The organism is Cupriavidus sp. D384, from assembly GCF_001652915.1.
GTDB lineage: Bacteria > Pseudomonadota > Gammaproteobacteria > Burkholderiales > Burkholderiaceae > Cupriavidus.
In genome coordinates, this window is record NZ_BBQI01000095.1 from 13,366 (window position 1) to 37,076 (window position 23,711).

The 23,711-nt window shown below is 67.7% G+C and carries 21 protein-coding genes; 9 read left to right on the top strand and 12 right to left on the bottom strand.

The features are described from left to right. Window positions 1–45 precede the first annotated feature (45 nt). Entirely contained in the window at window positions 46–1,635 is a 1,590-nt protein-coding gene (gene dacB, locus A9J21_RS22600; RefSeq protein ID WP_066739408.1) for a D-alanyl-D-alanine carboxypeptidase/D-alanyl-D-alanine-endopeptidase, read from the top strand. 222 nt (window positions 1,636–1,857) lie between these two features. Here dacB and A9J21_RS22605 read toward each other — a convergent pair whose 3' ends face one another. The 7 genes from A9J21_RS22605 to A9J21_RS22635 all read right to left on the bottom strand — a co-directional run bounded on the left by A9J21_RS22605 (window position 1,858) and on the right by A9J21_RS22635 (window position 9,579). Then, complete coding sequence (locus A9J21_RS22605) at window positions 1,858–2,850, bottom strand: L-threonylcarbamoyladenylate synthase (protein ID WP_066739409.1); 993 nt, start codon at window positions 2,848–2,850, stop codon at window positions 1,858–1,860. Between the two features lie 6 nt (window positions 2,851–2,856). Continuing rightward, complete coding sequence (locus A9J21_RS22610) at window positions 2,857–4,101, bottom strand: 5-(carboxyamino)imidazole ribonucleotide synthase (RefSeq protein ID WP_066739410.1); 1,245 nt, start codon at window positions 4,099–4,101, stop codon at window positions 2,857–2,859. Window positions 4,102–4,128: 27 nt separating this feature from the next. Beyond that, the gene (purE, locus tag A9J21_RS22615) at window positions 4,129–4,626 is read right to left on the bottom strand and encodes a 5-(carboxyamino)imidazole ribonucleotide mutase (RefSeq protein ID WP_066739411.1); all 498 of its coding nucleotides are present in this window, start codon (window positions 4,624–4,626) and stop codon (window positions 4,129–4,131) included. Between the two features lie 18 nt (window positions 4,627–4,644). Continuing rightward, a complete protein-coding gene (locus A9J21_RS22620) occupies window positions 4,645–5,553 on the bottom strand; it encodes a phosphoribosylaminoimidazolesuccinocarboxamide synthase (protein ID WP_066739412.1) in 909 nt (302 codons plus the stop codon). Between the two features lie 107 nt (window positions 5,554–5,660). Then, entirely contained in the window at window positions 5,661–6,725 is a 1,065-nt protein-coding gene (gene fba, locus A9J21_RS22625) for a class II fructose-bisphosphate aldolase (RefSeq protein WP_066739413.1), read from the bottom strand. Window positions 6,726–6,839: 114 nt separating this feature from the next. Continuing rightward, window positions 6,840–8,285, bottom strand: a complete 1,446-nt coding sequence (gene pyk, locus A9J21_RS22630; protein WP_066739414.1) for a pyruvate kinase — start codon at window positions 8,283–8,285, stop codon at window positions 6,840–6,842. Between the two features lie 97 nt (window positions 8,286–8,382). Further along, window positions 8,383–9,579 carry a phosphoglycerate kinase gene (locus A9J21_RS22635; protein WP_066739415.1) on the bottom strand — a complete coding sequence of 399 codons (1,197 nt, stop codon included), beginning with the start codon at window positions 9,577–9,579 and terminating at the stop codon, window positions 8,383–8,385. A gap of 367 nt (window positions 9,580–9,946) precedes the next feature. Here A9J21_RS22635 and A9J21_RS22640 point away from each other — a divergent pair, with 367 nt between their 5' ends. Together A9J21_RS22640 and A9J21_RS22645 are read left to right on the top strand one after the other, a co-directional pair. Further along, the gene (locus A9J21_RS22640; RefSeq protein ID WP_066739416.1) at window positions 9,947–11,053 is read left to right on the top strand and encodes a helix-turn-helix transcriptional regulator; all 1,107 of its coding nucleotides are present in this window, start codon (window positions 9,947–9,949) and stop codon (window positions 11,051–11,053) included. A 144-nt stretch (window positions 11,054–11,197) separates the two neighbouring features. Further along, complete coding sequence (locus A9J21_RS22645; protein WP_066739417.1) at window positions 11,198–12,337, top strand: helix-turn-helix transcriptional regulator; 1,140 nt, start codon at window positions 11,198–11,200, stop codon at window positions 12,335–12,337. Here A9J21_RS22645 and A9J21_RS22650 read toward each other — a convergent pair. The 5 genes from A9J21_RS22650 to A9J21_RS22670 all read right to left on the bottom strand — a co-directional run bounded on the left by A9J21_RS22650 (window position 12,334) and on the right by A9J21_RS22670 (window position 19,965). After that, complete coding sequence (locus A9J21_RS22650) at window positions 12,334–12,657, bottom strand: AzlD domain-containing protein (protein WP_066739418.1); 324 nt, start codon at window positions 12,655–12,657, stop codon at window positions 12,334–12,336. The two genes, A9J21_RS22645 and A9J21_RS22650, sit on opposite strands and share 4 nt — an antisense overlap. Continuing rightward, complete coding sequence (locus tag A9J21_RS22655; protein WP_066739419.1) at window positions 12,654–13,451, bottom strand: AzlC family ABC transporter permease; 798 nt, start codon at window positions 13,449–13,451, stop codon at window positions 12,654–12,656. The genes A9J21_RS22650 and A9J21_RS22655 overlap by 4 nt, the downstream gene beginning before the upstream one ends. 271 nt (window positions 13,452–13,722) lie before the next feature. Next, entirely contained in the window at window positions 13,723–15,060 is a 1,338-nt protein-coding gene (locus A9J21_RS22660; protein WP_066739420.1) for an MFS transporter, read from the bottom strand. A 47-nt stretch (window positions 15,061–15,107) separates the two neighbouring features. Beyond that, window positions 15,108–16,673, bottom strand: a complete 1,566-nt coding sequence (locus tag A9J21_RS22665; protein ID WP_066739421.1) for an amidase — start codon at window positions 16,671–16,673, stop codon at window positions 15,108–15,110. Window positions 16,674–17,034: 361 nt separating this feature from the next. Next, window positions 17,035–19,965, bottom strand: coding sequence for a DEAD/DEAH box helicase (locus tag A9J21_RS22670; RefSeq protein ID WP_066739422.1), 2,931 nt, complete (start codon window positions 19,963–19,965; stop codon window positions 17,035–17,037). A gap of 142 nt (window positions 19,966–20,107) precedes the next feature. On the opposite strand from A9J21_RS22670, the gene A9J21_RS32535 reads away from it, so the two are divergent. The 6 genes from A9J21_RS32535 (at window position 20,108) to A9J21_RS22695 (ending at window position 23,705) form a co-directional block, all read left to right on the top strand. Next, on the top strand, window positions 20,108–20,239 hold the full coding sequence (locus tag A9J21_RS32535; protein ID WP_255366044.1) for a hypothetical protein: 132 nt from the start codon (window positions 20,108–20,110) through the stop codon (window positions 20,237–20,239). Window positions 20,240–20,292: 53 nt separating this feature from the next. Beyond that, a complete protein-coding gene (locus A9J21_RS22675; RefSeq protein WP_029051276.1) occupies window positions 20,293–20,487 on the top strand; it encodes a zinc-finger domain-containing protein in 195 nt (64 codons plus the stop codon). Between the two features lie 130 nt (window positions 20,488–20,617). Then, window positions 20,618–21,640 (top strand): lipopolysaccharide heptosyltransferase II, encoded by a 1,023-nt coding sequence (waaF, locus tag A9J21_RS22680; RefSeq protein ID WP_066739423.1) that lies wholly within the window; start codon window positions 20,618–20,620, stop codon window positions 21,638–21,640. 10 nt (window positions 21,641–21,650) lie between these two features. Continuing rightward, entirely contained in the window at window positions 21,651–22,091 is a 441-nt protein-coding gene (locus tag A9J21_RS22685; RefSeq protein WP_066739424.1) for a nuclear transport factor 2 family protein, read from the top strand. A gap of 14 nt (window positions 22,092–22,105) precedes the next feature. Next, window positions 22,106–23,125, top strand: coding sequence for a YheT family hydrolase (locus tag A9J21_RS22690; RefSeq protein WP_066739425.1), 1,020 nt, complete (start codon window positions 22,106–22,108; stop codon window positions 23,123–23,125). 10 nt (window positions 23,126–23,135) lie between these two features. Further along, window positions 23,136–23,705, top strand: coding sequence for a DUF2946 family protein (locus A9J21_RS22695; RefSeq protein ID WP_066739426.1), 570 nt, complete (start codon window positions 23,136–23,138; stop codon window positions 23,703–23,705). Window positions 23,706–23,711: the final 6 nt, after the last annotated feature.

Here is a 23,711-nt window from a genome sequence, read left to right on the forward strand (position 1 = left end):
AACGGCCGCATGACGTCATCCGGCGTGCATGGACCATGCGTTAACATGCTCGCCATGCCCATCTGCCCGCCCCTGCTCCGCCGCAGCCTGTCGCCCGCCATCGTCGCGGCCACGCTGCTGGCCCTCGGTCTGTCCGGAGCCCAGGCCAAATCCGTCAAGAACACCAAGGCCACCCGCGCCGCCACGGCTGCCACTGCGGCCGCCGCAACGGCCGGCGCCGCCCGCGCCAAGGCCGAACCCGCCGATCCCGCCGCCGCGCGTAGCGGCCTGCCCGCCAGCGTGACCGCAGCGCTGCGCCGCGCCCATGTGCCGCTGTCCGCCGCAAGCTTCTACGTGGTCAAGGTTGGCGCCCCGCAGGCACGCGTCAGCTGGAACGCCGAAACGCCGATGAATCCGGCGTCGACGATGAAGGTGGTCACCACCTTTGCCGGCCTGCAGTTGCTGGGGCCCGATTTCCGCTGGCTGACATCGCTCTATGCCGACAACCAGCCCGGCCCCGATGGCACGATCAACGGCAACGTCTATCTGCGCGGCCGGGGCGACCCCAAGCTCGTGCCCGAGGAAATGGCAAAGCTGGTCGCCACGGCCCGATCCGCCGGCGCCACCACCATCAACGGCGACGTGGTGCTGGACCGCAGCTTCTTTGCCGACGGCATGGACGGCAGCTACACGATCGATGGCGAGACCCAGCGCGCCTACAACGTGAACCCGGACGCATTGCTCTACGCGTTCAAGACGCTGTCGTTCACGATCACCCCTGACGCCACCAACCGCACCGTGGACGTGGCCGTCACGCCCGCGCTGGCGCAACTGCGCGTGGACAACCGGATGACGCTGGCCAATGGCCGATGCGGCGACTGGAAGTCGCGCGCCACGCCCAGCATCATGCCGCAGCCGGACGGCACCGTCGTGGCATCGTTCGACGGCAGCTATTCGGCCGACTGCGGCGAGCACATCGTCAACCTTGCCACGCTGAGCCATAGCGATTTCATCTGGGGCGGCTTCGTTGCCGAATGGCAGAACGCCGGCGGCCGCTTTGCACGCCCGCCCGGCCTGCGCAGCGGCGCGGTGCCGCGCAACGCCTTCCTGCTGGCGCGGCACTATGGTCAGCCGCTGGGCGACATCGTGCGCGACATCAACAAGTTCTCGAACAACGTGATGGCCCGCCAACTGTTCCTGACGATCGGGGCGGAGATGGATCGCAAGGGACCAGCCAGCACCGACAAGTCGTCGCGCGTGATCCATCAGTGGCTGACCAAACAGGGGCTGGACATGCCGAACCTGGTGCTGGAGAACGGCTCCGGGCTGTCGCGCGACGAGCGCATCAGCGCCTACGACATGGCCCGCCTGCTGCAACAGGCACTCGCCAGCAACGTGGGACCGGTGCTGCTCGACTCCCTGCCGATCCTCGGCGTCGACGGCACGCTGCGCAACCGCCTGTCGCGCGCCAATGCCGCCGGCAATGCCTACCTGAAGACCGGTACGCTGGCCGATGTGCGAGCGCTGGCCGGCTATGTCGACGCGCTCAACGGCGAACGCTATGTGGTGGTGGCCTATATCAACCACCCCAATGCTTCGGGTGCCCAGGAAGCGCACGATGCGTTGATGCAGTGGGTCTACAAGGGCGCGCCTTGAGGGTGGACAGGGGCGTGGTGGGGATTTGATGCGCTTGCCCTCTCCCCCGCCCCTCTCCCGCAAGCGGGAGAGGGGAGAAAACCGGGGGCGTGTCCGAAGCGCCCGGGGCGCGCCCTGCTCCCGGGAGAGGGGAGAAAACCGGGGCATGTCCAAAGCGCTCTGGGTGCTCCCCTCTCCCGCATGGCGGGAGAGGGGCTGGGGGAGAGGGCAGGCGCTTGCGCTTCAGCTGTTCTCGAACGCAGCCGCCGCGCGGCCCAGCCGGTCGCGCACGCCGTCCCACTCGTGCGAGTCGGGCACCGGCTCGAACACCAGCCGCTGGTAGCCTTCCTTGTCGAGCTTGCGCAGCAGCCCGTACAGCGCCTGGGCAAAGGCGTCTGGCGTGGCCGGCGCTTCCACGAACACGCAGCGCGGGTCCGTGCTGGCCGCTGCCTTGCCGACAAACACCAGCCGTCCACCTTCGGACAAGCCATGCAGCAGCTGCGGCAATGCTTCGGCCTGCGCCAGCGTCAGCGTGGTGCGCGGCGCATAGTGGGCCTTGAGCGTGCCCGACGCACGGGGCGCGGCAGCATCGGGCGGCAGCGGCAGCGTGCCCAGCACGTCAGCCATCATGGCCGCGGTAATCGCGCCGGGGCGCAGCAATACCGGGCCAAGCGTATCGAGGCGTGACAGGTCAACGATCGACGATTCGATGCCGACATCCACGCCATCGCCTTCCAGCACATAGACGGTGCCGCCGAACTCGTCGCGCACGTGTTCGGCCGTGGTCGGGCTGACCTGGCCGAACTTGTTGGCCGACGGCGCGGCAATGCCGCCCCGGCCGCGCCTGAAACGCGACAGCAGCGCCTGGGCCACGGGGTGCGACGGGCAGCGCAGGCCGATGCTGTCCTGCCCGCCCGCCACGGCCGCCGGAATATGGGCGGCACGCTTCAGGATGATCGTCAGCGGGCCGGGCCAGAAGGCGTCGATCAGCTTCTGCGCGGCGTCCGGGACGTCATCGGTCCAGTAGCTGACATCGCCGCCGTCCACCACATGCACGATCACCGGATGATTGGACGGGCGCCCCTTGGCGGCAAAGATGCGCGCGACGGCCTCGGGATTCTCGGCATCGGCGCCCAGTCCGTAGACGGTCTCGGTCGGAAAGGCCACGAGCTGGCCGGCTTCGAGCAGACGAACCGCCTCGTCAAGCTCGGCGGCCGTTGGCATGCGTGAAGACATCGAATCTCAGAGCGGGATATGCAGGGCCGTGGCGGCAGCGTCGAACGCGGCGGCAGCAGCGTCCTCATGCTCGCCCACGCAGTTCACGTGGCCCATCTTGCGCGACGGGCGCGCGTCGTTCTTGCCATAGAGATGCAGCTTGGCGCCGGGCTGGCCCAGCACTTCGTCCCAGGCGGGCGTGCGCTCCAGTCCGAACTCGAACCAGCAGTCGCCCAGCAGGTTCAGCATCTTGCCGGCCGAATGCTGGCGCGTGCTGCCCAGCGGCAGGCGGGCCATTGCGCGCACCTGCTGCTCGAACTGGCTCGTCTCGCAGGCATCCATCGTGATATGGCCGGAATTGTGCGGGCGCGGGGCCATTTCGTTGGCCACCAGCGTGCCGTCGGTCAGCACGAAGAACTCGATGCACAGCACGCCGACGTAACCCATTTCCGAGGTGATCGTGGCGGCGGCGGCACGGGCCCGCGTGGCGATGTCGTCGGACACACTCGTCGACGGCATCGTGGTGGAAAACAGGATGCCGTCGCGATGCACGTTCTCGGCCAGCGGCCAGGTGGCCGTGCTGCCGTCGGCGGCGCGCGCGGCCAGCACCGACACCTCGTAGGCCAGCGGCAGCATCTGCTCCAGCACGCACGGCACGTGCTGCATGGCCTTCCATGCGGCGCGCACGTCCTCGCGCGTCTTCACGCGGGCCTGGCCCTTGCCGTCGTAGCCCATGCGCGCGGTCTTCAGGATGCCGGGCAGCACGCTGTCGGGCACGTTGTCCACGTCGGCATCATGCTGGATCACCCAGTGCGGGGCCGGCGGCACGCCGGTGCGCTCGGCGCACGAGGCGAAGAACTTCTTCTCGCCGATACGGTTCTGCGCAATCGACACGCAGTAGCCGCGCGGCGCCACGAACACGCCGGCCTGCTCCAGGCGGTCCAGCGAGATCGACGGCACGTTTTCGAATTCGGTGCTCACGGCCTCGCACAGCCGCGCCACTTCGGCCAGCGCGGCCTCATCGGTATAGGTGGCGCAGATATGGCGATCGGCCACGTTGCCGGCAGGGCTGTCCTGGTCCGGATCGAGCACGCAGACGCGATAGCCCATCGACTGCGCCGCATGCGTGAACATGCGGCCCAGCTGGCCGCCGCCGAGCATGCCAAGCCAGGCACCGGGCAGGATCGGCGCGCCGGGGGCATCGACGCCAAACTCGGCGCGCGACTCCGGCGTATGGGCTTCGGACAGGAAGGGATGGATATCGGTCGGCATGGCTCAGGCTTCGGTCACTACAAGGTCTTAAACGGGCAGGGTCATCGCGCGGGCAGCTTCGGTCTGCTTCGCGCGGAACGCTTCCAGCGCGCTGGCCAGCGCGTCGTCGGTGGTGGCCAGCGTGGCGATGGCGTGCAGCGCCGCGTTGGCGGCACCGGCTTCACCGATGGCGAACGTCGCCACGGGCACGCCCTTGGGCATCTGCACGATCGACAACAGCGAATCCTCGCCGCGCAGGTACTTCGACGGCACGGGCACGCCGAACACCGGCACGATCGTCTTGGCGGCGATCATGCCCGGCAGGTGCGCAGCGCCGCCGGCACCGGCGATGATCGCGCGGATGCCGCGGCTGCGGGCCGACTCGGCATAGCGGAACATGTCGTCGGCCATGCGGTGCGCCGATACCACCTGCGCCTCGAACGCCACGTTGAAATCCTTGAGCATGGCCACGGCGTGCTGCATCACGTCCCAGTCGGAACTGCTGCCCATCACCACGCCCACCACCGGCTTTGCTGCGTTGCTCATGTTCTGGTTCCTTCCGCCTTATTGCAGCTGCTCGCCGGTCAGGCGGGTCAGCGCTTCCTTGTACTTGTCGGCGGTCTTCTGCACCACGTCTTCGGGCAGCTTCGGCGCCGGCGCGGTCTTCGGCCACGGCTTGCCGTCGATGCGCACGGCCTCGAGCCAGTCGCGCACGAACTGCTTGTCGAACGACGGCGGGTTGGTGCCCACCTGGTACGAGTCGGCCGGCCAGAAGCGCGACGAATCGGCGGTCAGCACCTCGTCCATCAGGGTCAGCGTGCCGTCTTCGTCCAGGCCGAATTCGAACTTGGTGTCGGCGATGATGATGCCGCGCGTGGCTGCGTACTCGGACGCTTCCTTGTACAGGCGGATCGAGATGTCACGCATCTTTTCGGCCAGCTCGCGGCCGATGCGCTGCACCACCTCGTCGAACGAGATGTTCTCGTCGTGCTCGCCCATCTCGGCCTTGGCCGCCGGCGTGAAGATCGGCTCGGGCAGCTTCTGCGCGTTCTGCAGGCCGGCCGGCAGTTCGATGCCGCAGACCTTGCCCGTGGCCTGGTAGTCCTTCCAGCCACTGCCGGCCAGGTAGCCGCGCACCACCGCTTCCACCAGGATCGGCTTCAGGCGCTTGACCACCACGGCGCGGCCCTTGACCTGCGCCACTTCGTCAGCGGCCACCACGCTTTCCGCCGTCACGTCCGTCTCGTGGTTCGGCACGATGTGCGCGAGCTTGCGGAACCAGAAGTTGGCCATCTGGTTCAGCACGCGGCCCTTGGCCGGAATCGGCTCGCCCATGATCACGTCGAAGGCCGACAGGCGATCGGTGGTCACGATCAGCAGCTTGTCGTCGCCGACGGCGTAGTTGTCGCGGACCTTGCCCTTGCCGAGCAGCGGCAGGGACTGGATGGAAGATTCGTAGAGGGCGTCAGACATGGTGTGAAAGCGGCTGCGGCTGAAAACAAGCGGGGCTTCGTGCGGTTGGCGAAGCCCCATGAAGTACGAACGCCCCGCGCGCTGGGCGGGCGGGGCGGCGAAACGATTTACTGCACGACCTGGGCGAGCTTGCCCGACTTGTACTGGCCGGCGATGTCGACCAGCGACACGGCCTTGATCTTGCTGGCCTGACCTTCGCAACCGAAGGCGATGTAGCGGGCCTTGCAAACCTGCTTGGCGGCTTCGCGGGCCGGCTTCAGGTATTCGCGGGGGTCGAACTTGCTCGGGTTTTCCACGAAGAAGCGGCGGATCGCGCCGGTCATCGCCAGGCGGATGTCGGTGTCGATGTTGATCTTGCGCACGCCGTACTTGATGGCTTCCTGGATTTCTTCCACCGGCACGCCGTACGTTTCCTTCATGTCGCCACCGAACTGGCGGATCTCGGCCAGCAGTTCCTGCGGCACCGACGACGAACCGTGCATCACCAGGTGCGTGTTCGGGATGCGGGCGTGGATTTCCTTGATACGGCCGATGGCCAGGATGTCGCCCGTGGGCTTGCGCGTGAACTTGTACGCGCCGTGCGACGTGCCGATGGCGATGGCCAGTGCGTCCAGCTGCGTGGCCTTGACGAAGTCGGCAGCCTGCTCCGGATCGGTCAGCAGCATCGAGTGGTCGAGCTTGCCTTCGGCGCCGATGCCGTCTTCCTCGCCGGCCTCACCGGTTTCCAGCGAGCCCAGGCAGCCCAGTTCGCCTTCCACGGTCACGCCCAGCGCGTGGGCCATCTGCACGACCTTGCGGGTCACGTCGACGTTGTATTCGTAGTCCGACGGGGTCTTGCCGTCTTCCTTGAGCGAACCGTCCATCATCACCGACGAGAAGTTCAGGTCGATGGCGGCCTGGCAGATCGCCGGCGACTGGCCGTGATCCTGGTGCATCACCACGGGGATGTGCGGGTAGGCTTCCACGGCGGCTTCGATCAGGTGACGCAGGAAGTGCTCGCCAGCGTATTTGCGCGCACCTGCCGAGGCTTGCATGATCACCGGGGCGTTGACCTCGTCGGCGGCCTGCATGATGGCCTGGACCTGTTCGAGGTTGTTCACGTTGAAGGCCGGCAGACCATAGTTGTTCTCGGCGGCATGGTCCAGCAGCTGGCGCATGGATACGAGTGGCATGTCTAACTCCTGAATAAAAAAACGGTATCTAGTATTTTTTCGATGCTGCGCCGGGCAGGTTCGCGCATCCGCGGTGCGCCGTCCGTGCAGCGCACCACATCGGACGTCATCTCTTTACTTGAACTTGCTGCCGACCCTCACGATCTTCAGCGTGTTCGTGCCGCCGGCCTGGCCCATCGGCTCGCCAATCGTCAGCACAATGAAATCGCCATGCTGCACGGCACCCTGTGCCAGCAGCAGTTCCTCGGCCTGTTCCAGCGCCTCGTCCCGGTCGGTGCTCGACTGCAGCGGCAGCGGCACCACATTGCGGTAGAGCTGCATCTTGCGCTGCGACGCCAGGTTCGGCGTCATGGCATAGATCGGCACATGGATGCGGTGACGGCTCATCCACAAAGCAGTGGCGCCCGAATCGGTCAGCGCGGCAATTGCCTTCACGCCTAGATGATAGGCCGTGAACAGCGCACCCATGGCAATCGACTGATCGATGCGCGAGAACGTCTGGTTCAGGAAATCGGTGTCGAGCTGCACCACCTCGGACTTCTCGGCTTCCAGGCAGATCGCGGCCATGGCTTCGACCGTTTCCACCGGATAGCGGCCGGCGGCGGTCTCGGCCGACGTCATCACGGCGTCGGTGCCATCCAGCACGGCGTTTGCCACGTCCGACACCTCGGCGCGCGTCGGCACCGGGTTGACGATCATGCTTTCCATCATCTGGGTGGCCGTGATCGTCAGCTTGTTGGCCTCGCGGGCCAGGCGGATCATGCGCTTCTGCAGCGCCGGCACGGCCGCGTTGCCCACTTCCACGGCCAGGTCGCCGCGGGCCACCATGATGCCGTCCGATGCGTTCAGGATTTCCTCGAGCACACCGGGGCGGATGGCCTCGGCGCGTTCGATCTTGGCGATCATGCGCGCCTTGTGGTTGTGCGGCTGGCCGGCCACGTTGGCCAGCTGGCGCGCCATTTCCATGTCGGTGGCGTTCTTCGGGAAGCTGACGGCCACGTAGTCGGCGTGCAGGGCCATGGCGGTCTTGATGTCCTCCATGTCCTTGGCGGTCAGCGCCGGCGCCGACAGGCCGCCACCCTGGCGGTTGATGCCCTTGTTGTTCGACAGGTCGCCGCCCACGCGCACCGTGGTGAAGATCTCGCTGCCGATCACGCGGTCCACCACCAGCACGATCAGGCCGTCATTGAGCAGCAGCACATCGCCCGGGCCCACGTCGCGCGGCAGGTCCTTGTAGTCCAGCCCCACGCGCTCCTGGGTGCCGGTCTCGCAGGTGGAGTCCAGCACGAACGCATCGCCGGCCTTCAGCGTGACCTTGCCGTTCTCGAACTTGCCCACGCGGATCTTGGGCCCCTGCAGGTCGGCCATGATTGCCACCTCGCGGCCGCAGGCCGTGGCGGCCTCGCGTACCAGCGCGGCGCGGTCGATATGGTCCTGCGCGGTGCCGTGCGAGAAATTCAGGCGCACCACGTCGACACCGGCCCCGATCATGCGGGTCAGCACTTCCAGCGAGCTGGATGCGGGGCCAATCGTGGCAACGATCTTGGTGGAACGGGTCATGCGGGCGGTTTCCTGGGGTTGGCTGCTTATGGGCTTGCGGGCTTCAGGGGCAACTGGCGCCGGGCCGGCCGGCTCGCGCCGCCAGCCCGTGCGGGCTTCAGCCTGCAGCGCGTTGTTCCAGCACTTCGAACGCCGGCAGCTTCTTGCCTTCCAGGAACTCCAGGAAGGCGCCGCCGCCGGTGGAGATATAGCCGATCCGGTCGGCAATGCCGTACTTGGCGATGGCGGCCAGCGTGTCGCCGCCACCGGCGATCGAGAACGCCTTCGACGTGGCGATGGCTTCGGCCAGCACCTTGGTGCCGTTGCCGAACTGGTCGAATTCGAACACGCCCACCGGGCCGTTCCAGACGATGGTGCCGGCGGCCTGGAGCTGGTCGGCCAGCATGGCGGCGGTCTTCGGGCCGATATCCAGGATCATGTCGTCGTCGGCCACGTCCTTGACGTCCTTGACCGTGGCGGCAGCCGTTGCGCTGAATTCCTTGGCGCAGACCACGTCCACCGGAATCGGCACCGATGCGCCGCGGGCGGCCATGATGTCGATGATGGCACGGGCGTCGCCCACCAGGTCGGCCTCGGCCAGCGACTTGCCGATCTTCAGGCCGGCGGCCAGCATGAACGTGTTGGCGATGCCGCCACCGACCACGAGACCGTCGACCTTGTCGGCCAGCGCCTTCAGGATGGTCAGCTTGGTCGATACCTTCGAGCCGGCCACGATGGCTACCAGCGGACGCGCCGGCTGGCCCAGCGCGCGGCCCAGCGCGTCGATCTCGGCGGCCAGCAGCGGGCCGGCGCAGGCGATCGGCGCGAACCTGGCGATACCGTGGGTGGTGGCTTCGGCGCGGTGCGCGGTGCCGAAGGCGTCATTGACGTAGACGTCGCAGAGCCTGGCCATCTTCTGGGCCAGCTCGTCGCTGTTCTTCTTCTCGCCCTTGTTGACGCGGCAGTTTTCCAGCAGCACCACCTGGCCGGGCGCCACTTCCACGCCGTCGACCCAGTTCTGCACCAGCTTTACCGGCTTGCCGAGCAGTTCCGACAGGCGCGTGGCGATCGGGGCCAGCGAATCTTCGGGCTTGAACTCGCCCTCGGTCGGGCGGCCCAGATGTGATGTCACCATCACGGCCGCACCAGCTTCCAGGCAGGCCTGGATGGCAGGCACCGACGCGCGGATACGCGTGTCCTCGGTGATGTTGCCTGCGTCGTCTTGCGGCACGTTCAGGTCGGCGCGGATAAACACACGCTTGCCGGAGAGTTTGCCTTGGGAAATGAGATCGGTAAGACGCAGGACAGAGGTCATGGCGATAAGAGCGGGGACGGGGACGGCATACAGCCGTCCACAGAAGTCGGGAAAACCGCCATTTTACCTGATCGTCGTTACGGATTTGCGCCTTCCGCCGCCCGGACTCTCCGTGCGTCACACGGCCGCCCGTCATACCCCTACTTTAGGAGGGGTCATTGTCTTAACAACATCGCGGCAGCATGCGGTAATGTACGCCTTAATGTACTAAACGTACGCTCAGTCAGACACTCGAACTACTTTTGATAGTTTTAGTACATCATGACGCGAGACAACAGCCGGCTCAGACTGGTGCCACCATTTCCGCGGACGTGCGCGACGGACACGCGGGAAGGAACAGACGTGGTGAATGCAAGGGGGTAGTCAGATGGAACAAGCCGCCATCCACGGCGCTATCCGTGGCTTGTATGAAGGCATTCTCGATCCCGCCGCATGGCAGCAGAGCCTGCGCACGCTGACCGAGATCGCCGACACGGCGCATGCATCGATGATGGTTTGGGACACGGTGCGCGACCAGGTAACGGTCAACGAAGTAGTCAATCCCGTGGCGGAGTTGTTCACCGCCTATGAAAGCGATTTCCAGGCCATCGACCCGGCCAAGGCCTTCGCGCCCCGGCTGGTGCCGGGCGCCTGGTACATCGACGCGCGCGACCTGGGTCCCCAGGCCATGGCGCGACATCCGTTCTATCGCGATTTCTTCAATCGGTTCGACCTGCGCTCGTACGTGGCCTGCCTGGTGGAACGCCAGCCGCACTACGAGGTGTATTTCTCGATGCAGCGCGCGCTGTCCCAGGACGCCTTCTCGGGCGAGGACACGCGCCGCCTCGACTGGGTCGTCCCGCACATGCGCAGCGCCATTGCCATGCGCGACCGCACGCTGGCGCTGTCGACCATGGCCTCGATCTCTGCCCGCCTGCTGGAACGGCTGGCCTTCGCCGTGGGCGTCTACGCGCCCGACCGGCACCTTCTGCTGGCGAACATGGCCGGCGAACGCTGGGCACGCCGCCTGGAACCATCGGGCAAGACCACGGCATGGCATCTGTCGCGGCCCTTTGCCGACATGGTGCAGGCAGCCTGCGATCCCGGCAATCCACTTGGCGCGCAAGCGGCGCGCGCCAGCGACGATCACGGCAACCATGCCGAAGTCCTGGTCCTGCCGCTGCCGCCCACGCATGCGTTTGCCTCGCAGTGGCAGCAGCCGGCGGCACTGGTGGTGGTGCACGAGGCCGGTGCGCCGTCGGTACTGCTGGACACCGTGCTGCGCAATCTCTACGGGCTGACGCCGGCCGAAACGCGTCTCGCGGCGCGCCTGGCAACGGGCGAAGGCTTGCCCGAGGCGGCCCGTCACATGCGCATTCGCCACGAGACCGCGCGCACCCAGCTCAAGGCCGTCTTCCTGAAGACCGGCTGCACGAGCCAGGCGCAATTCACCCACCTGCTGACGAAGCTCGCGGCCACGCTGGACGGAGGCTGAACCCGCCCCACCGTCCCCTGCTCGCGAATCCGCGCAGCAGCCCCTGGCACGCGGCAACCACGTCGACCCCACCGCAGGTCGCGATGCATGGCGGCACCCCTCGTTCGCGTGCCCGCCGTCAAGAAGGACAGAGGAAGTAACGTAATGAACGCATCTGACATGCATGAGACCATTCGTGGCCTCTATCTGGGCGTGTTCGACCCCCTTGCGTGGCAACGCAGTCTCCACGCGCTGTGCGAACAAAGCGGCAGCATCCAGGCGTCGTTGCTGGTTCTGGATACCAGCCAGCAGACCGTGCAGGTACGCCATATGGTCAACCGTGCCCCTGACAACCTCGCCATCCTGCCACCGCCCTACCGGCTGCACAGCGGCATGCCGGTATCCGGGTCGATGCCGGTTGGCGGCTGGCATATCGACCGGCGCGACACCACCCGCGCCACCGCGCCCGACCAGGCATTTCGCGGGCAGGCGCTCGACGACGTTGGCCTGAGATCGGTCATGGCCTGCCTGGTGGACCGCCGTCCCACGCACGAGATCTATCTGGCGCTCCAGCGCCCGGCCAGCGAGGACGGCTATTCGGAGGCCGACGCCCGCGCGCTGGACTGGGCCATTCCGCATCTGCGCGAGGCCATGATCCTGCGCGACCGCACGCACGCGGTGGCGGCGCAGGGCCATGTCTCGGCAGACCTGCTGAATCGCCTGCCGTTCGGCGTGGTGGTGTTCGCGGAATCGGGCAAGGTCCTGCTGTCCAACGCGGCCGGCGAACCGTGGCCGCGCCGGCTGCTGCCCGGCGACGCCGCCGACGGCAAGGGCAGCGGGTGGCGCCTGTCGCGCCCCTTCGAAGATGTCGTGCGATCGCTGTGCGACCCCAACTCGCTGCAGCCAGCCCAGGCCATCCAGGCCATTGGCGCCGATGGCCGCGCGGCGCAGATCGTGGCCGTAGCCCTGACCCCTGCGCTCTACCTGTCTTCGGAATGGGAAGGGCAGCCGGTACTGGTTTCCATCCACGAGAACCAGGGCCCGCCGCGCGCGGTGCCGGCCGTGCTGCGCGATCTGTACGGACTGACGCCCGCCGAAAACCGGCTTGCGATGCTGCTGAACACCGGCATCGGCCTGCCGGATGCCTGCATGCAACTGGGGATCAAGCGCGAGACCGCCCGTTCGCAACTGAAGGCGATATTCACCAAGACCGGCACCAGCACCCAGGCCCAGCTCGCCCACCTGCTGACGCGCCTGGGCGGCATCCTGGCCGAGCCCGCCGGGCACGAGGCGCAGGCCGTTTAGCCCAGCAGCCGCAGCGCGGTGTACACCGCCATGCCCACCACGATCATCCCGACCATGCGTCTGGTCAGCACATAGCAGACCGTGGCGGCAATGCCCGCCATGAGCTTGTCGTTGCCCGGCGCGATCGTGAAGTGCCCTTCGAAGGTCAGCAGGTCGGGCAGGATGATGGCCGCCAGCGCGGCGGCCGGCGCATAGCGCAGCGCGCGCTGGATGCGGTCGGGCACCGTCACGCGCTCGCCCGCCATCAGGAACAGCGCACGCGAGAACACGGTCACCACGGTCATGCCGAGGATGGCGATCCAGGTATCGAGATGGCTCATGCCTGGTCTCCGGTTGGCTGGCGGCCCTTGCGGGCGCGGATACCCTTCAGCGTGGCGCGCGCTGCCATCTCGTCGCTGGCCATGCCGGCGGCAATCGCGGCCACCACGGCAATCACCAGCGCCAGACGGTATGGCAGGTCGAAGCACAGCAGCGCCACCACCGCCGACACCACCACGGCCATCAGCGTCGAGCGCGAATTGATTGTCGCGATCATCACCGGGATCAGCGCCAGCGTGCCCGCCAGCGCCAGGCCCCAGCTGTCCGGGAACAGGCTTGCCAGCAGGATGCCGATGATCGACGACACCTGCCACGTGGCGCCGTTGATCAGCGCCATGCCCCAGAAGTACCCTTCCTTGCCCGGCGCGTAGCCCGGCTCGGCATAGCGCTGCATGAAATAGACGAAGTGCAGGTCGCCATTGAAGAAGCCCAGCAGCGTGCGGCGCCAGCCCGGCAGGTAGTTGAAGTGCGGCTGCAGCGCGGCGCTGAAGATCACGAAGCGCAGGTTGACCACTGCCGCCGTGAGCCAGACCGTCCAGATCGGCATGCCCGCCGCGAACAGCGGCAGCACGGCAAGCTGGGCAGACCCCGCGTAGACCAGCAGCGACATGCCGATGGCCTCCGGCACGGTCAGCGCCGACTTGCTCATTGCCACCCCGGTGACCAGGCCCCAGGAAAATACCGCGGGCAGCGAGGGCGCGAAAAATCGCGCGCCGTCGAGAAAGGCGTTGCGCTCCACCTCGGCAAAGCGATGCCAGAGGCGCAACCACACCGGGGACGACTGTCGGGGTGTCATGGCGAGATGAGAAGAGACGGTACGGCAGGCCGTCTTGTGCGGCATTGCCGTCAGGAAGGACCATCGGCCACGCGGGACGCGTGGCCGATGGCGGAGCAGCCATTATAGGGCCGCCAGTGCCGCTGGTAAGCAGCGGCTTAATTGCGGGCGGCGCGACTGTTGTTTCGAGGTCAAAGCGCCGCCGTCACATGGCAATCCGGCCAGCATCCGGCCACGCAGGTCCAGGCAGATCCAGGCAGATGCGGGTTGGCCCAGACCCGCCCGGATCAAGTCATGCGGGCTTGCCGGCCGGCGCAACCGGCGCCAGCGCCGTTGCGGCCGTGGCGCCTGCCGGCTCGGTGGCGTCGTCATGGTCGTCGCCGCCACCGGCCTGGCCAAGGTCGATGCCCGAGGTCTCGGGCAGCAACGCCGCGGACACCATCACCAGCGCGTAGCCGACCCCGGCCACCATGGCGATGGCAAGCGCCAGCGACGTGCGTCCGCTGTTGAGCCACCCCACGGCCAGCGGGAAAAACGAGCCGATCACACGGCCCAGGTTGTACGCCACACCGTAGCCGGTGGCCCGCACGCCGCTCGGGTACGACTCGGAAATGGTGGCGCCGATACCCGAGAACACGCCCTGCATCAGCACCCCGAGCGGAAAGCCCAGGAACAGCATCGACGTGTTCGAGACCGGAATCACCATGTAGATCATCGCCATCACGAAAGCGCCGGCGGCAAACGCGATATAGGTCAGGCGCCGGCCCCAGCGGTCGGTGGCATAGGCGCCGGCCACGTAGCCGACCAGCGAACCCAGGATCGTCACGGCCAGGTACGAACTGGTGCCGAATACGGACAGTCCGCGCTCGGTCTTCAGGAACGTCGGCAGCCAGGTGGCAATGGCGTAGTAGGCGCCCAGCATGCCGCCCGACAGCAGGCTGCACAGCAGTGTCTTCTTCAGCAGCGGCTTGCGGAACACGCGCGCCAGGTCGGCAGAGGCCGAGACCTTGCCGCGTTCGGCGCGGCTTTTCAGGAAGACTTCGGGCTCCTCCAGGTTGCGGCGCAGGTAGACCACCACCAGCGCCGGCAGGATGCCCAGGAAGAAGCAGACGCGCCACGCCACTTCGGGCTCGAACAGGTTGAACGTGATGGCATAGGCGATGGCTGCGCCGCCCCAGCCAAACGAATAGCTGCTGGCCGTAAAACCCGAGTACTTGCCGCGATGCGCCGGATTGCGGATCAGCTCGGTCACCAGCACCATGCACAGCGACGATTCCCCGCCGAAGCCCAGGCCCTGCAGCATGCGGAATACCATCAGCTGTTCTGGCGAATTGGCGATGCCGCACAGGAAGCAGGACACCGCGAATACCAGGATGGTCCAGCGCAGCACGCGCACGCGGCCAAAGCGGTCGGCCAGCAGGCCCGCGCCAACGGCGCCGACCAGCGACGACACCAGCGTCCACGTGACGATGGCGCCCGCCATCGACTTGCTCATGCCCCACTGCGCCAGCAGCGTCGAAATCAAAAACGAATAGATCATGAAGTCGAACACGTCGACCGCATGCCCCAGGAACGCCCCGTAGAACCCCTTGCGCTCGGCGCGCGACAACTCCTTGAACCAGTCCAGCATGATCGCCCTCCCCTTTTAGCGATTTTGCGATGCAGCGATGTCGTGAATTAACGATTCGGCGATGAAGCGATGCGCGGTGGCCGGAATCCGTGGCCAGCGTCTTCCAGCAACTGGGCAAAACGCAGCGACGTGAGGTCGCCGTAGCGGCGGGCCACGATCTGCACGCCCACCGGCAGGCCATCGCGCGCGGGGCCGATCGGCGCCACCGTCGATGGCAGGCCGCACAGCCCAGAATGGCCGGCCCAGAACAGTTGCGACGTCAGCGGCCACGGCTGGCCGTTGACCTGGATCGTGCGTTGCCACGGCTCGCCCTGTTCGTCGAGCGCAAAGGCCGTGGTGGATGCCGCCGGGCACAGCAACACGTCGAAGTCGCCAAAGAACCGGTTCCAGGCGCGCGCGAAGGCTTCGCGGGCCTGCTGCATCAGCAGCCAGTGCCGGTGGCTCAACGCGGCCCCGGTGAACTGCAGCGAGGCGTAGTCGGCGTCGTCGCCGTGGGGGTCGCCGGCACGCGCCAGCGCGTCGGCAAATGCGGCGTCATCCATATGGAACGACGTCGTCGCCCGCAACAGCAGCACGTAGATGCGCCACAACTGCGCGGCGTCGAAGTCGGGCCGGACGTTCCAGGCAACCTGCGCCCCAGCCGCCTCCAGCTGGTGCCCGAGCTGCTCGATGGCGCCACTGACCGCGGCGTCGACTTCGGCCAGCGGATGGCTGGGCAGCACGGCCACGCGGAAATCGGCCAGGCGCGTGTGGTCGCACGGCGGCAGGTCAAGCTGCCACGCGGGCGCGTCGGCGGCATCGGGTCCCACGATGGCGCGCAGCACCAGCTCCAGGTCGCGCGCGCTGCGGGCCACGGGGCCGGCCACGTTGATGTCCTGTTCGGCAAACCCGGCCCGCGCGTTGCCATGGCCGCGCAGCGGCACAATGCCGTGGCTGCTCTTGTGCGAGAACACGCCGCAGTAATGCGCCGGGTTGCGTAGCGACGAGCCGATATCCGAGCCGATATCGAAATAGCTCATGCCGGCACAGACGGCCGCCGCGCTGCCGCCGGACGACCCGCCCGGCGTGCGCGACAGATCGTGCGGATTGCGCGTGGTGCCGTAGACCGCGTTGTAGCTTTGCCAGTCGCGCAGGCCCAGCGGCACGTTGGTCTTGCCCAGCAGCACGGCGCCATGCGCCCGCAGGCGCTCCACCACCACCGCATCGGCCCCGGCGCGATGATCGGCACGCCCCGGCACGCCACACGTGGTGGGCCAGCCGGCCACGTCGAACGATTCCTTGATCGAGAACGGCACGCCATCGAGCGGCCCGCGCGAGCGCCCGGCCTGACGGCGTGCATCGCTCTGCAAGGCCGCCTCGCGGGCCGCCTCGAAGTCGGCCAGCACGATCGCATTGACCTGACCATGATGGGCATCCCAGGCCGCCTGGCACGATTCGACCAGTGCCAGCGCCGTGGTTTCTCCACGCGCCAGTTGCGCGGCGGCAATGTGGGCAGGCATCCAGCGGACATCTGGCCGGGACGGATCGGCCGGCACGGGGTCAGGCAGGGTCACAGTGGCTCCGTTGTTGTCATGGGCGCGGCGCACGACATCTGGCCGAACCTGTGGGGGCATGTTGGAAGCAACGCGTCGGGATCAAACGACTCGGTATACTATATTCCGAATCCACAGAATCTCAAGGCAGTATTTGTGCCAAGGCTGGATGCACCGCAACAGCAGGCGCAGACATGCGGCTGATTCCCATCCTCCGCCTGCTGGATATGGATTGGGGGAGGGGCCAGGTGCATCTCACCCCTGCTGCGCCGCAAAAACCCACCTTGCGAGAACGACCTGCGAATGTGCATCCGCACCAAATTCGGGAGCAATTTGTATACCGTTTGGTGCAGACACGTCAGATTTGGCCCGGCCTGCCCTCTCCCCCGCCTCCTCTCCCGCGATGCGGTAGAGAGCAGACAACATCCGGCGAAGTCGACGCTCAGCGCCGCAGCAGCCCCACCAGTTCGTCGATATCGGGCAGCGGCACGTCGCGGCCCGTGGCCTCGTCGGCAGACGCGTCGAGCACCCCTTCGGCCAACGCCCGCTTGCCCTGGTGCAGATCGACGATGCGCTCCTCGATCGTGCCGGCCGTGATCAGCCGGTAGACCGTCACCGGCCGCTGCTGGCCGATGCGGTGCGCGCGGCCCATCGCCTGGTCTTCGGCGGCCGGGTTCCACCACGGGTCCGCGATCACGACGTAATCGGCCGCGGTCAGGTTCAGGCCGAAGCCACCGGCCTTCAGGCTGATCAGGAACACATCGCCCTCGCCGGCCTGGAAGGCCGCCACGCGTTTGGTGCGTTCGGCGGCGGGCGTGGCGCCGTCCAGGTACTGGCACGCCAGCCCCGCCTCGTCCAGCGGCTGGCGCAGCAACTGCAGGAAATCGACGAACTGGCTGAACACCAGCGTCTTGTGGCCGTTGGCCGCCAGCGTGGCTGCCAGTTCGGCAAAGGCACGCACCTTGGCACCGGGATGGCCGGTCTCGGGCGTCACCAGCCTCGGATCGCAGGCCGCGCGGCGCATGCGCATCAGTTGCGCCAGCACGTGGATGCGCGCCTGCGGCTCGGGCAGCGTGGCGCGTGCCCTGCGGTCCTTCTGCGGCCGCAACAACGCGCGTTCGGCCTCGGACAGCGCCTGGCGGCGCAGCGCCTCGTAGTGCGCGGCCTCGGCCGGCTCGGGGGCCACGCGGATCACCAGTTCCGTGCGGGATGGCAATTCGTCCAGAACTTGCGCCTTGGTCCGGCGCAGCACGAATGGCGCGATCATGCGGCGCAAGCGGGCGCGCGGGTCACGTGCTCCGTTGCGTTCGATCGGATTCGCAAAATGTTCGTTGAAGCGCGCCAGCGACCCCAGCAAGCCCGGATTGCAGAAACGCATCACGGCCCACAGTTCCGCCAGGCGGTTTTCCACTGGTGTGCCGGACAGCGCGATACGGCAGTCGGACTGCAGCGCAAACATGGCCTGCGCGCGCCGCGACGACGGGTTCTTGAACGACTGCGCCTCGTCCGCCACCACCGTATGCCAGGACCGCTCGCAGAACGCGCGGCGCGCCTGTTGCAGCAGGTTGTACGAGACGATCACCAGATCGTGCGCGCCGGCCTGCCCGACGATGGCCGTGCGGTCGCCTTCGGCGTACACATGCACCTGCAGCGCGGGCGCGAAGCGTCGCGCCTCTGCCGCCCAGTTGCCGCATACCGACGTGGGCGCCACCACCAGCGCCGGGCCGCCGGCCGCGCGCGCCAGCAGCACGGCCAGCGATTGCAGCGTCTTGCCCAGGCCCATGTCGTCGGCCAGGCAGCCGCCGAAACCCGCCTCGGCCAGCGACATCATCCAGCGATATCCCTCCACCTGATATGCGCGCAAATCGGCGGCCAGCGTGGCCGGCACCGGGGCATCGGACTCGCGCGCGCTGCGCAGCCGCTTTACGCGTGTCCGGAAATGCGCGTCTGGATCGATGCCCACGCCGGCCAGTACGTCGTCGAGCCAGGGCGTGGCCACCAGCGGCACGCGGATGCCATCGCGCACGCCGTCGCCGACGGCCGCCAGGTCGCGCAGGCGCTCGCGCAGCTGGCGCGTCAGGGCCACGTACACGCCATGCTCCATCGCGATAAAGCGGCCCGCGTGCCCGTGCGCCCAGGCCACCAGCTTTTCCAGCGACAGCACCAGGCCTTCCGCCACGTGCAATTCGCCCACCAGCTTGAACCACTCGCTGCCGGTTTCGACGCTGACCGCCAGTTGCGGCAGATCGGCCGACAGCACGCGCAATTCCCGGCCGCGCGGCCATTCGAGGTCGATCACGCCTGCCAGCCCCGGCAAGGTCTCGATCACGGTCAGCGCGTCTTCGGGATCGTCCAGCGTCCAGCTGTGCTCGCCGCTGGCTGGCGCCTGCTGGACCAGGAACGGCAGCGCATCGAACACCTCGGCCACGTGGGCCTGCTCGGCAGCGAGATCGCGATACGTGACCAGCGTGTCGCCCCCGATCGTCGCCATCAGCTGGGCGCGGCCATGCGCCGGGGCCAGCCGGGGGCCAGTCGGCCCCAGCGGCGTCACCACCAGGCGCAGGCTGATGCCGCGTCCCACGGGCGCCACTTCGGCCCGCAGCCGCGATTCGGGGTCGCGCTCGCGCGCTTCGCCCGAACTGTCGGCGTGGATCTGGAACTGGCCCGCCAGCACCCGCAGCGTGCTGTCCAGGCGCGCCTGCGCCGTGGCCGGAACGGTCAGGCCGCCGGCAATCAGCTTGGCGGCTTCTTGCTGGGCGGGTGTGAAGCGGATCACGCGCAGGCGGCGCGCGCCGTCCTGCAGTACCGTGACCTGGCGCAAGGCTTCGGCTTCCTGCTTCGCGGCGGCCGGCAGGAAGTCCTCCATCGATTTCGGCGCCCGCATCGGCGGCACGATGCGCAGCTGAAACCGGTCGCCTTCGCGCACAGCCTCCAGCGCAGGTGCAGCCTCAAGCACCTCCATCGGTACGGTAGGCGCGTGGGCCAGCACCACGGCCGGGTGTCCGACCAGCGCCATGATGGCGGCGGCGCGGTCCAGCACCAGGCGCCGGTTGCGCGAGCTGTCGCGCCGGATCGTGCGCGCCACGCGGGCATCCCACGGGGGGAGGGAATCGTCGTCAGCCACGCGGGCCAGCGTCACGGGGCGCGGGCGCGTCCAGCCACGCGCGCCCCAGCTTTGCTCCATCGGCTCGATGGTGCCGATCTCGCCGTCGGCATCGAGCGTCAGCGCCCACAGCAGGCGGCGGCCAGCGCCAGTGGCGCCCGGGGCCGGCTCGCCGCCGGCCAGTGCCTCGAGCGCCCCCAGCGCGTCCTGCCAGCGGTCGCCGCCGGCGGGTTCGTCAGGGTCGAGAGGGGTGGGAGCGGACTGGGACACTGGGAACGAAGGGCGCGCAGGTCGGGAAAGAAGGTGCGATTGTAGAACGGTGTGTGTGCCGCGCCGCGTTGGCACGCAAGGCCCCCCGGCTTACAATGGCGCCTTTACGACTTTTGTTGGTGCGTCGGGACAGGCCATGTCGATGGCAGATCGCGACGGCAAGATACGCGGGAAGCGCATCGGGCGCGGCCAGAGGTACTGCGCGCACAAAGCGTTCTTCGCGGCCGTGGGCGGCACCGACGAGACGTACAGGAAGCGGCTGACGCCGGTCTGATCCGGCGCCATCCGCAGAACACCAATCCATCCCTGCAAGACAACCGCAAGACCATGACGCAAACCGCAACCGTCGTCGAAATCGGCGCAGAAGACATTCCGCTGCATTGCCCCACCGGCAACACGCCGGCCTGGAACTACCACCCCCGCGTCTTCCTGGACGTGGTGGACACGGGCGAAGTGAAGTGCCCGTACTGCGGCACCGTGTACAAGCTCAAGCCGGGCACCGTGCTGAAGGGTCACCACTGACCCGCGCGGCCCACGCATCTTCCTGCCGTTTCGACCTGACGCCCCGGGCCGCCCAGCGCCCCGGGGCGTTGACATGCCCGGGCAAGCAAAACAGGGCCACGCAACAAAGGGCCAAGCAATACCCACTTACATGAGAAAAGCCCTCGTTATCGCCCCAAACTGGATTGGCGACGCGCTGATGGCGCAGCCGCTGTTCGCGCTGCTCAAGGCTCGCCATCCGCGCTTGGTCATCGACGCCCTGGCGCCCAAATGGGTGGCCCCGGTTCTGGCGCGCATGCCCGAGATCAGCAAGGTGTTCCCGAGCGACCTGGCACACGGCAAGCTGCAGCTCAGCGCGCGGCTGATGTTCGCGCAGCAGCTCAAGCACGAAGGCTACGACGTGGCCTATGTGCTGCCGAATTCGCTGAAATCGTCGCTGATCCCGTTCCTGGCCGGCATTCCGCTGCGCATCGGCTATCGTGGCGAAGCGCGCTTCGGCATGCTGAACGTGCGCCACGCCAATCCGCCGCGCGACAAGCGTCCGCCGATGGTGGAACACTACGCCCGCCTGGCGCTCAAGCCCGGCGCGCGGCTGCCCGAATCGATTCCCGACCCGCGTCTCAAGGTGGACCCGGCGCGCATGGCCGCCACGGCCGAGCGCTTCGGCATCGCCCCCGGCACGCGCGTGATCGCGTTCTGCCCGGGTGCCGAATACGGCCCGGCCAAGCGCTGGCCCGCCGCGCACTTTGCCGCGCTGGCGCAGATGCTGCGCCGGTCGTATCCGTACGCGCAGATTGTCACGCTGGGGTCGGGCAAGGACGCCGAGATCGCTGGGGAGATCGTGCAGGGCGCGCCGTTCGTGCGGAACCTGTGCGGTCAGACATCGCTGGACGATGCCGTGGACCTGCTGGCGCTGTCCGAAGCCGCGGTCTGCAACGATTCCGGCCTGATGCACGTGACCGCCGCGCTGAACCGGCCCCAGGTGGCCGTCTATGGTTCCAGCGACCCGCGCCACACGCCCCCGCTGTCACAGGCAGCGAGTATCATGTGGCTTCAACTCGAGTGCAGCCCCTGCTTCAAGCGCGAGTGCCCGCTGGGCCACCTGCGCTGCCTGAAGGAGATCGAACCCGAAATGGTGTTCGTCGAGTTGCGCAAGCTCCTGCACCGTCCCTGACCCAACCAACATGCCCCGTTTCGCCCGCCTGTTCGATTCCGCCGAAGACATCGTCGAGGCCTTCCGTGAAGCCATGAAGTTGCGCGATGCCGATGGCGCGCTGCGCCTCTGGCTGGACGAGGACTCGGTCACCTGCGTGATGCCCGACGGCCAGCGTCTGATCGGCCATGAGAACCTGCGCCAGGCCTTTGCGCAGCTGCTGGAAGAGCAGCCGGTGCTGATCGACGCCATCGAGACCAGCAGCCATGCATCGCTGGGCGTGTCGATCTTCGACGTCACCGAAGCGCTGCGCTTTGGCGAAGGCCGTGTGGAAGCCGACCTGTTCGTGCACACCACCTACGTGCTGATGCAGAACCACGAGGGCTGGCGCCTGGCCCATATCCACTGCAGCCCGGCCAACGCGGTGCAGGTGGCCGCCGTGGCCGCCGCACCGGGGCAGGCCCTGCATTGACGGCCGTGCCGGCCATGCCGTTGTTCGGCGACGCGTTCCAGACGCCGTGGTGGCTGCGCGGCGGCCATGCCCAGACCATCCTGCCGGCCCGCTTTACGCGGCATCGACGCATCGCGTTCCGCCGCGAACGCTGGACCACGCCGGACGGCGACTTCATCGACCTCGACTGGACCACGCACCCGACCACGCCCGGTTCGCCGCTGGTGGTGATGTTCCACGGCCTGGAGGGCGATTCCAGCAGCCACTACGCACAGGCGCTGATGGCAGCGCTGCGCGACCGCGGCTGGGCGGGGGTCATCCCGCATTTTCGCGGCTGCTCGGGCGAACTGAACCAGGCGCCGCGCTTCTACCACTCGGGCGATTCCACGGAGATCCGCTGGGTACTGCACCGGCTGCGCGACCCGTTGCATGCCACCGGGCCCGGCCGGCCGATGCTGGCCGTGGGCATCTCGCTGGGCGGCAATGCGCTGCTGCGTTTCCTGGGCGAGGACGGCCGGGACGCCAGCTTCCTGGGCGGCGCGGCAGCCATCTCGGCACCCCTCGATCTGGCGGCCGGCGGCGCAGCGCTGTCGAGCGGCTTCAACATGCTCTACACGCGCATGTTCCTGCAGACGCTCAAGCGCAAGTCGCTGGCCAAGCTCGACCAGTTTCCGGGCCTGTTCGACCGCGAGGTCATGCTGCGCAGCCGCGACCTGTACGCGTTCGACAACGTGGTGACGGCGCCGCTGCACGGCTTTCGCGATACCGATGACTACTGGGCGCGCGCCTCCAGCAAACCCATCCTGGGCGAGATTCGCATTCCGACGCTGGTGCTCAATGCCCGCAACGACCCGTTCCTGCCCGCCCCGCATCTGCCCGGCCCCGCCGACGTCAGCGCGGACGTACAGCTGGAACAGCCCGCTTACGGCGGCCACGTCGGCTTCATGACGCCGCGTGGCGGCCTGCTGGGACAGCTGCCGCTGCTGCCGCTGGCCGGGCATATCGAATGGCTGCCCACGCGGATCCTGGGCTTCTTCGACAGCATCGGCAAATAAAGGAGACACCATGGATGAAGTGGTCAAGCAAGCCATGGCGAGATGGCCGAACGTGCCCAACTGCTTCGGCTGGCTGGCGCTCGACCGTCGCGGCCAATGGCGCATGCGCAACGAGTTCGCGCAGCAGCACGGCCTGTCTGGCGACCCGATCCGCCACGAGGCGCTGATCGGCTTTATCGAGCGCAACTACACGCACGATGGGCACGGCGCCTGGTATTTCCAGAACGGCCCCCAACGTGTGTTCGTATCGCTGGCGTACGCGCCCTGGATTGCGCGCCTGCACAACGGTGCGCTGACCACGTCCACCGGCCGCGCCTTCACGCCGGCGGCGTGCTTTGCCGACGAACACGGCAACGTCTTGCTGTCCGGCACTGTGGATGGCGTGGAAGGCGAGCAGGCGGCGCTGCTGCATGATCACGATCTCGACGCCTTCAGCACGGCCAGCGACTGGCACGGCGAGGCATGCGGCGCGGTGCTGGGCGTCTTTCGCCATGCCGGGCGCGGTCTCGACATCGAGCCCATCGTGGAGGCGGAAGTGCCGAAGCGGTTCGGCTTCGTGCGGGCGCCAGTGGCGGCGTAACGCCGC

Bases quoted from the DNA above. Each gene is read 5' to 3' on its own strand.
- dacB (WP_066739408.1), top strand. From the start codon at position 46: ATGCTCGCCATGCCCATCTGCCCGCCCCTGCTCCGCCGCAGCCTGTCG.
- A9J21_RS22605 (WP_066739409.1), bottom strand. From the start codon at position 2,850: ATGTCTTCACGCATGCCAACGGCCGCCGAGCTTGACGAGGCGGTTCGT.
- A9J21_RS22610 (WP_066739410.1), bottom strand. From the start codon at position 4,101: ATGCCGACCGATATCCATCCCTTCCTGTCCGAAGCCCATACGCCGGAG.
- purE (WP_066739411.1), bottom strand. From the start codon at position 4,626: ATGAGCAACGCAGCAAAGCCGGTGGTGGGCGTGGTGATGGGCAGCAGT.
- A9J21_RS22620 (WP_066739412.1), bottom strand. From the start codon at position 5,553: ATGTCTGACGCCCTCTACGAATCTTCCATCCAGTCCCTGCCGCTGCTC.
- fba (WP_066739413.1), bottom strand. From the start codon at position 6,725: ATGCCACTCGTATCCATGCGCCAGCTGCTGGACCATGCCGCCGAGAAC.
- pyk (WP_066739414.1), bottom strand. From the start codon at position 8,285: ATGACCCGTTCCACCAAGATCGTTGCCACGATTGGCCCCGCATCCAGC.
- A9J21_RS22635 (WP_066739415.1), bottom strand. From the start codon at position 9,579: ATGACCTCTGTCCTGCGTCTTACCGATCTCATTTCCCAAGGCAAACTC.
- A9J21_RS22640 (WP_066739416.1), top strand. From the start codon at position 9,947: ATGGAACAAGCCGCCATCCACGGCGCTATCCGTGGCTTGTATGAAGGC.
- A9J21_RS22645 (WP_066739417.1), top strand. From the start codon at position 11,198: ATGAACGCATCTGACATGCATGAGACCATTCGTGGCCTCTATCTGGGC.
- A9J21_RS22650 (WP_066739418.1), bottom strand. From the start codon at position 12,657: ATGAGCCATCTCGATACCTGGATCGCCATCCTCGGCATGACCGTGGTG.
- A9J21_RS22655 (WP_066739419.1), bottom strand. From the start codon at position 13,451: ATGACACCCCGACAGTCGTCCCCGGTGTGGTTGCGCCTCTGGCATCGC.
- A9J21_RS22660 (WP_066739420.1), bottom strand. From the start codon at position 15,060: ATGCTGGACTGGTTCAAGGAGTTGTCGCGCGCCGAGCGCAAGGGGTTC.
- A9J21_RS22665 (WP_066739421.1), bottom strand. From the start codon at position 16,673: ATGCCCCCACAGGTTCGGCCAGATGTCGTGCGCCGCGCCCATGACAAC.
- A9J21_RS32535 (WP_255366044.1), top strand. From the start codon at position 20,108: ATGGCAGATCGCGACGGCAAGATACGCGGGAAGCGCATCGGGCGCGGC.
- A9J21_RS22675 (WP_029051276.1), top strand. From the start codon at position 20,293: ATGACGCAAACCGCAACCGTCGTCGAAATCGGCGCAGAAGACATTCCG.
- waaF (WP_066739423.1), top strand. From the start codon at position 20,618: ATGAGAAAAGCCCTCGTTATCGCCCCAAACTGGATTGGCGACGCGCTG.
- A9J21_RS22685 (WP_066739424.1), top strand. From the start codon at position 21,651: ATGCCCCGTTTCGCCCGCCTGTTCGATTCCGCCGAAGACATCGTCGAG.
- A9J21_RS22690 (WP_066739425.1), top strand. From the start codon at position 22,106: ATGCCGTTGTTCGGCGACGCGTTCCAGACGCCGTGGTGGCTGCGCGGC.
- A9J21_RS22695 (WP_066739426.1), top strand. From the start codon at position 23,136: ATGGATGAAGTGGTCAAGCAAGCCATGGCGAGATGGCCGAACGTGCCC.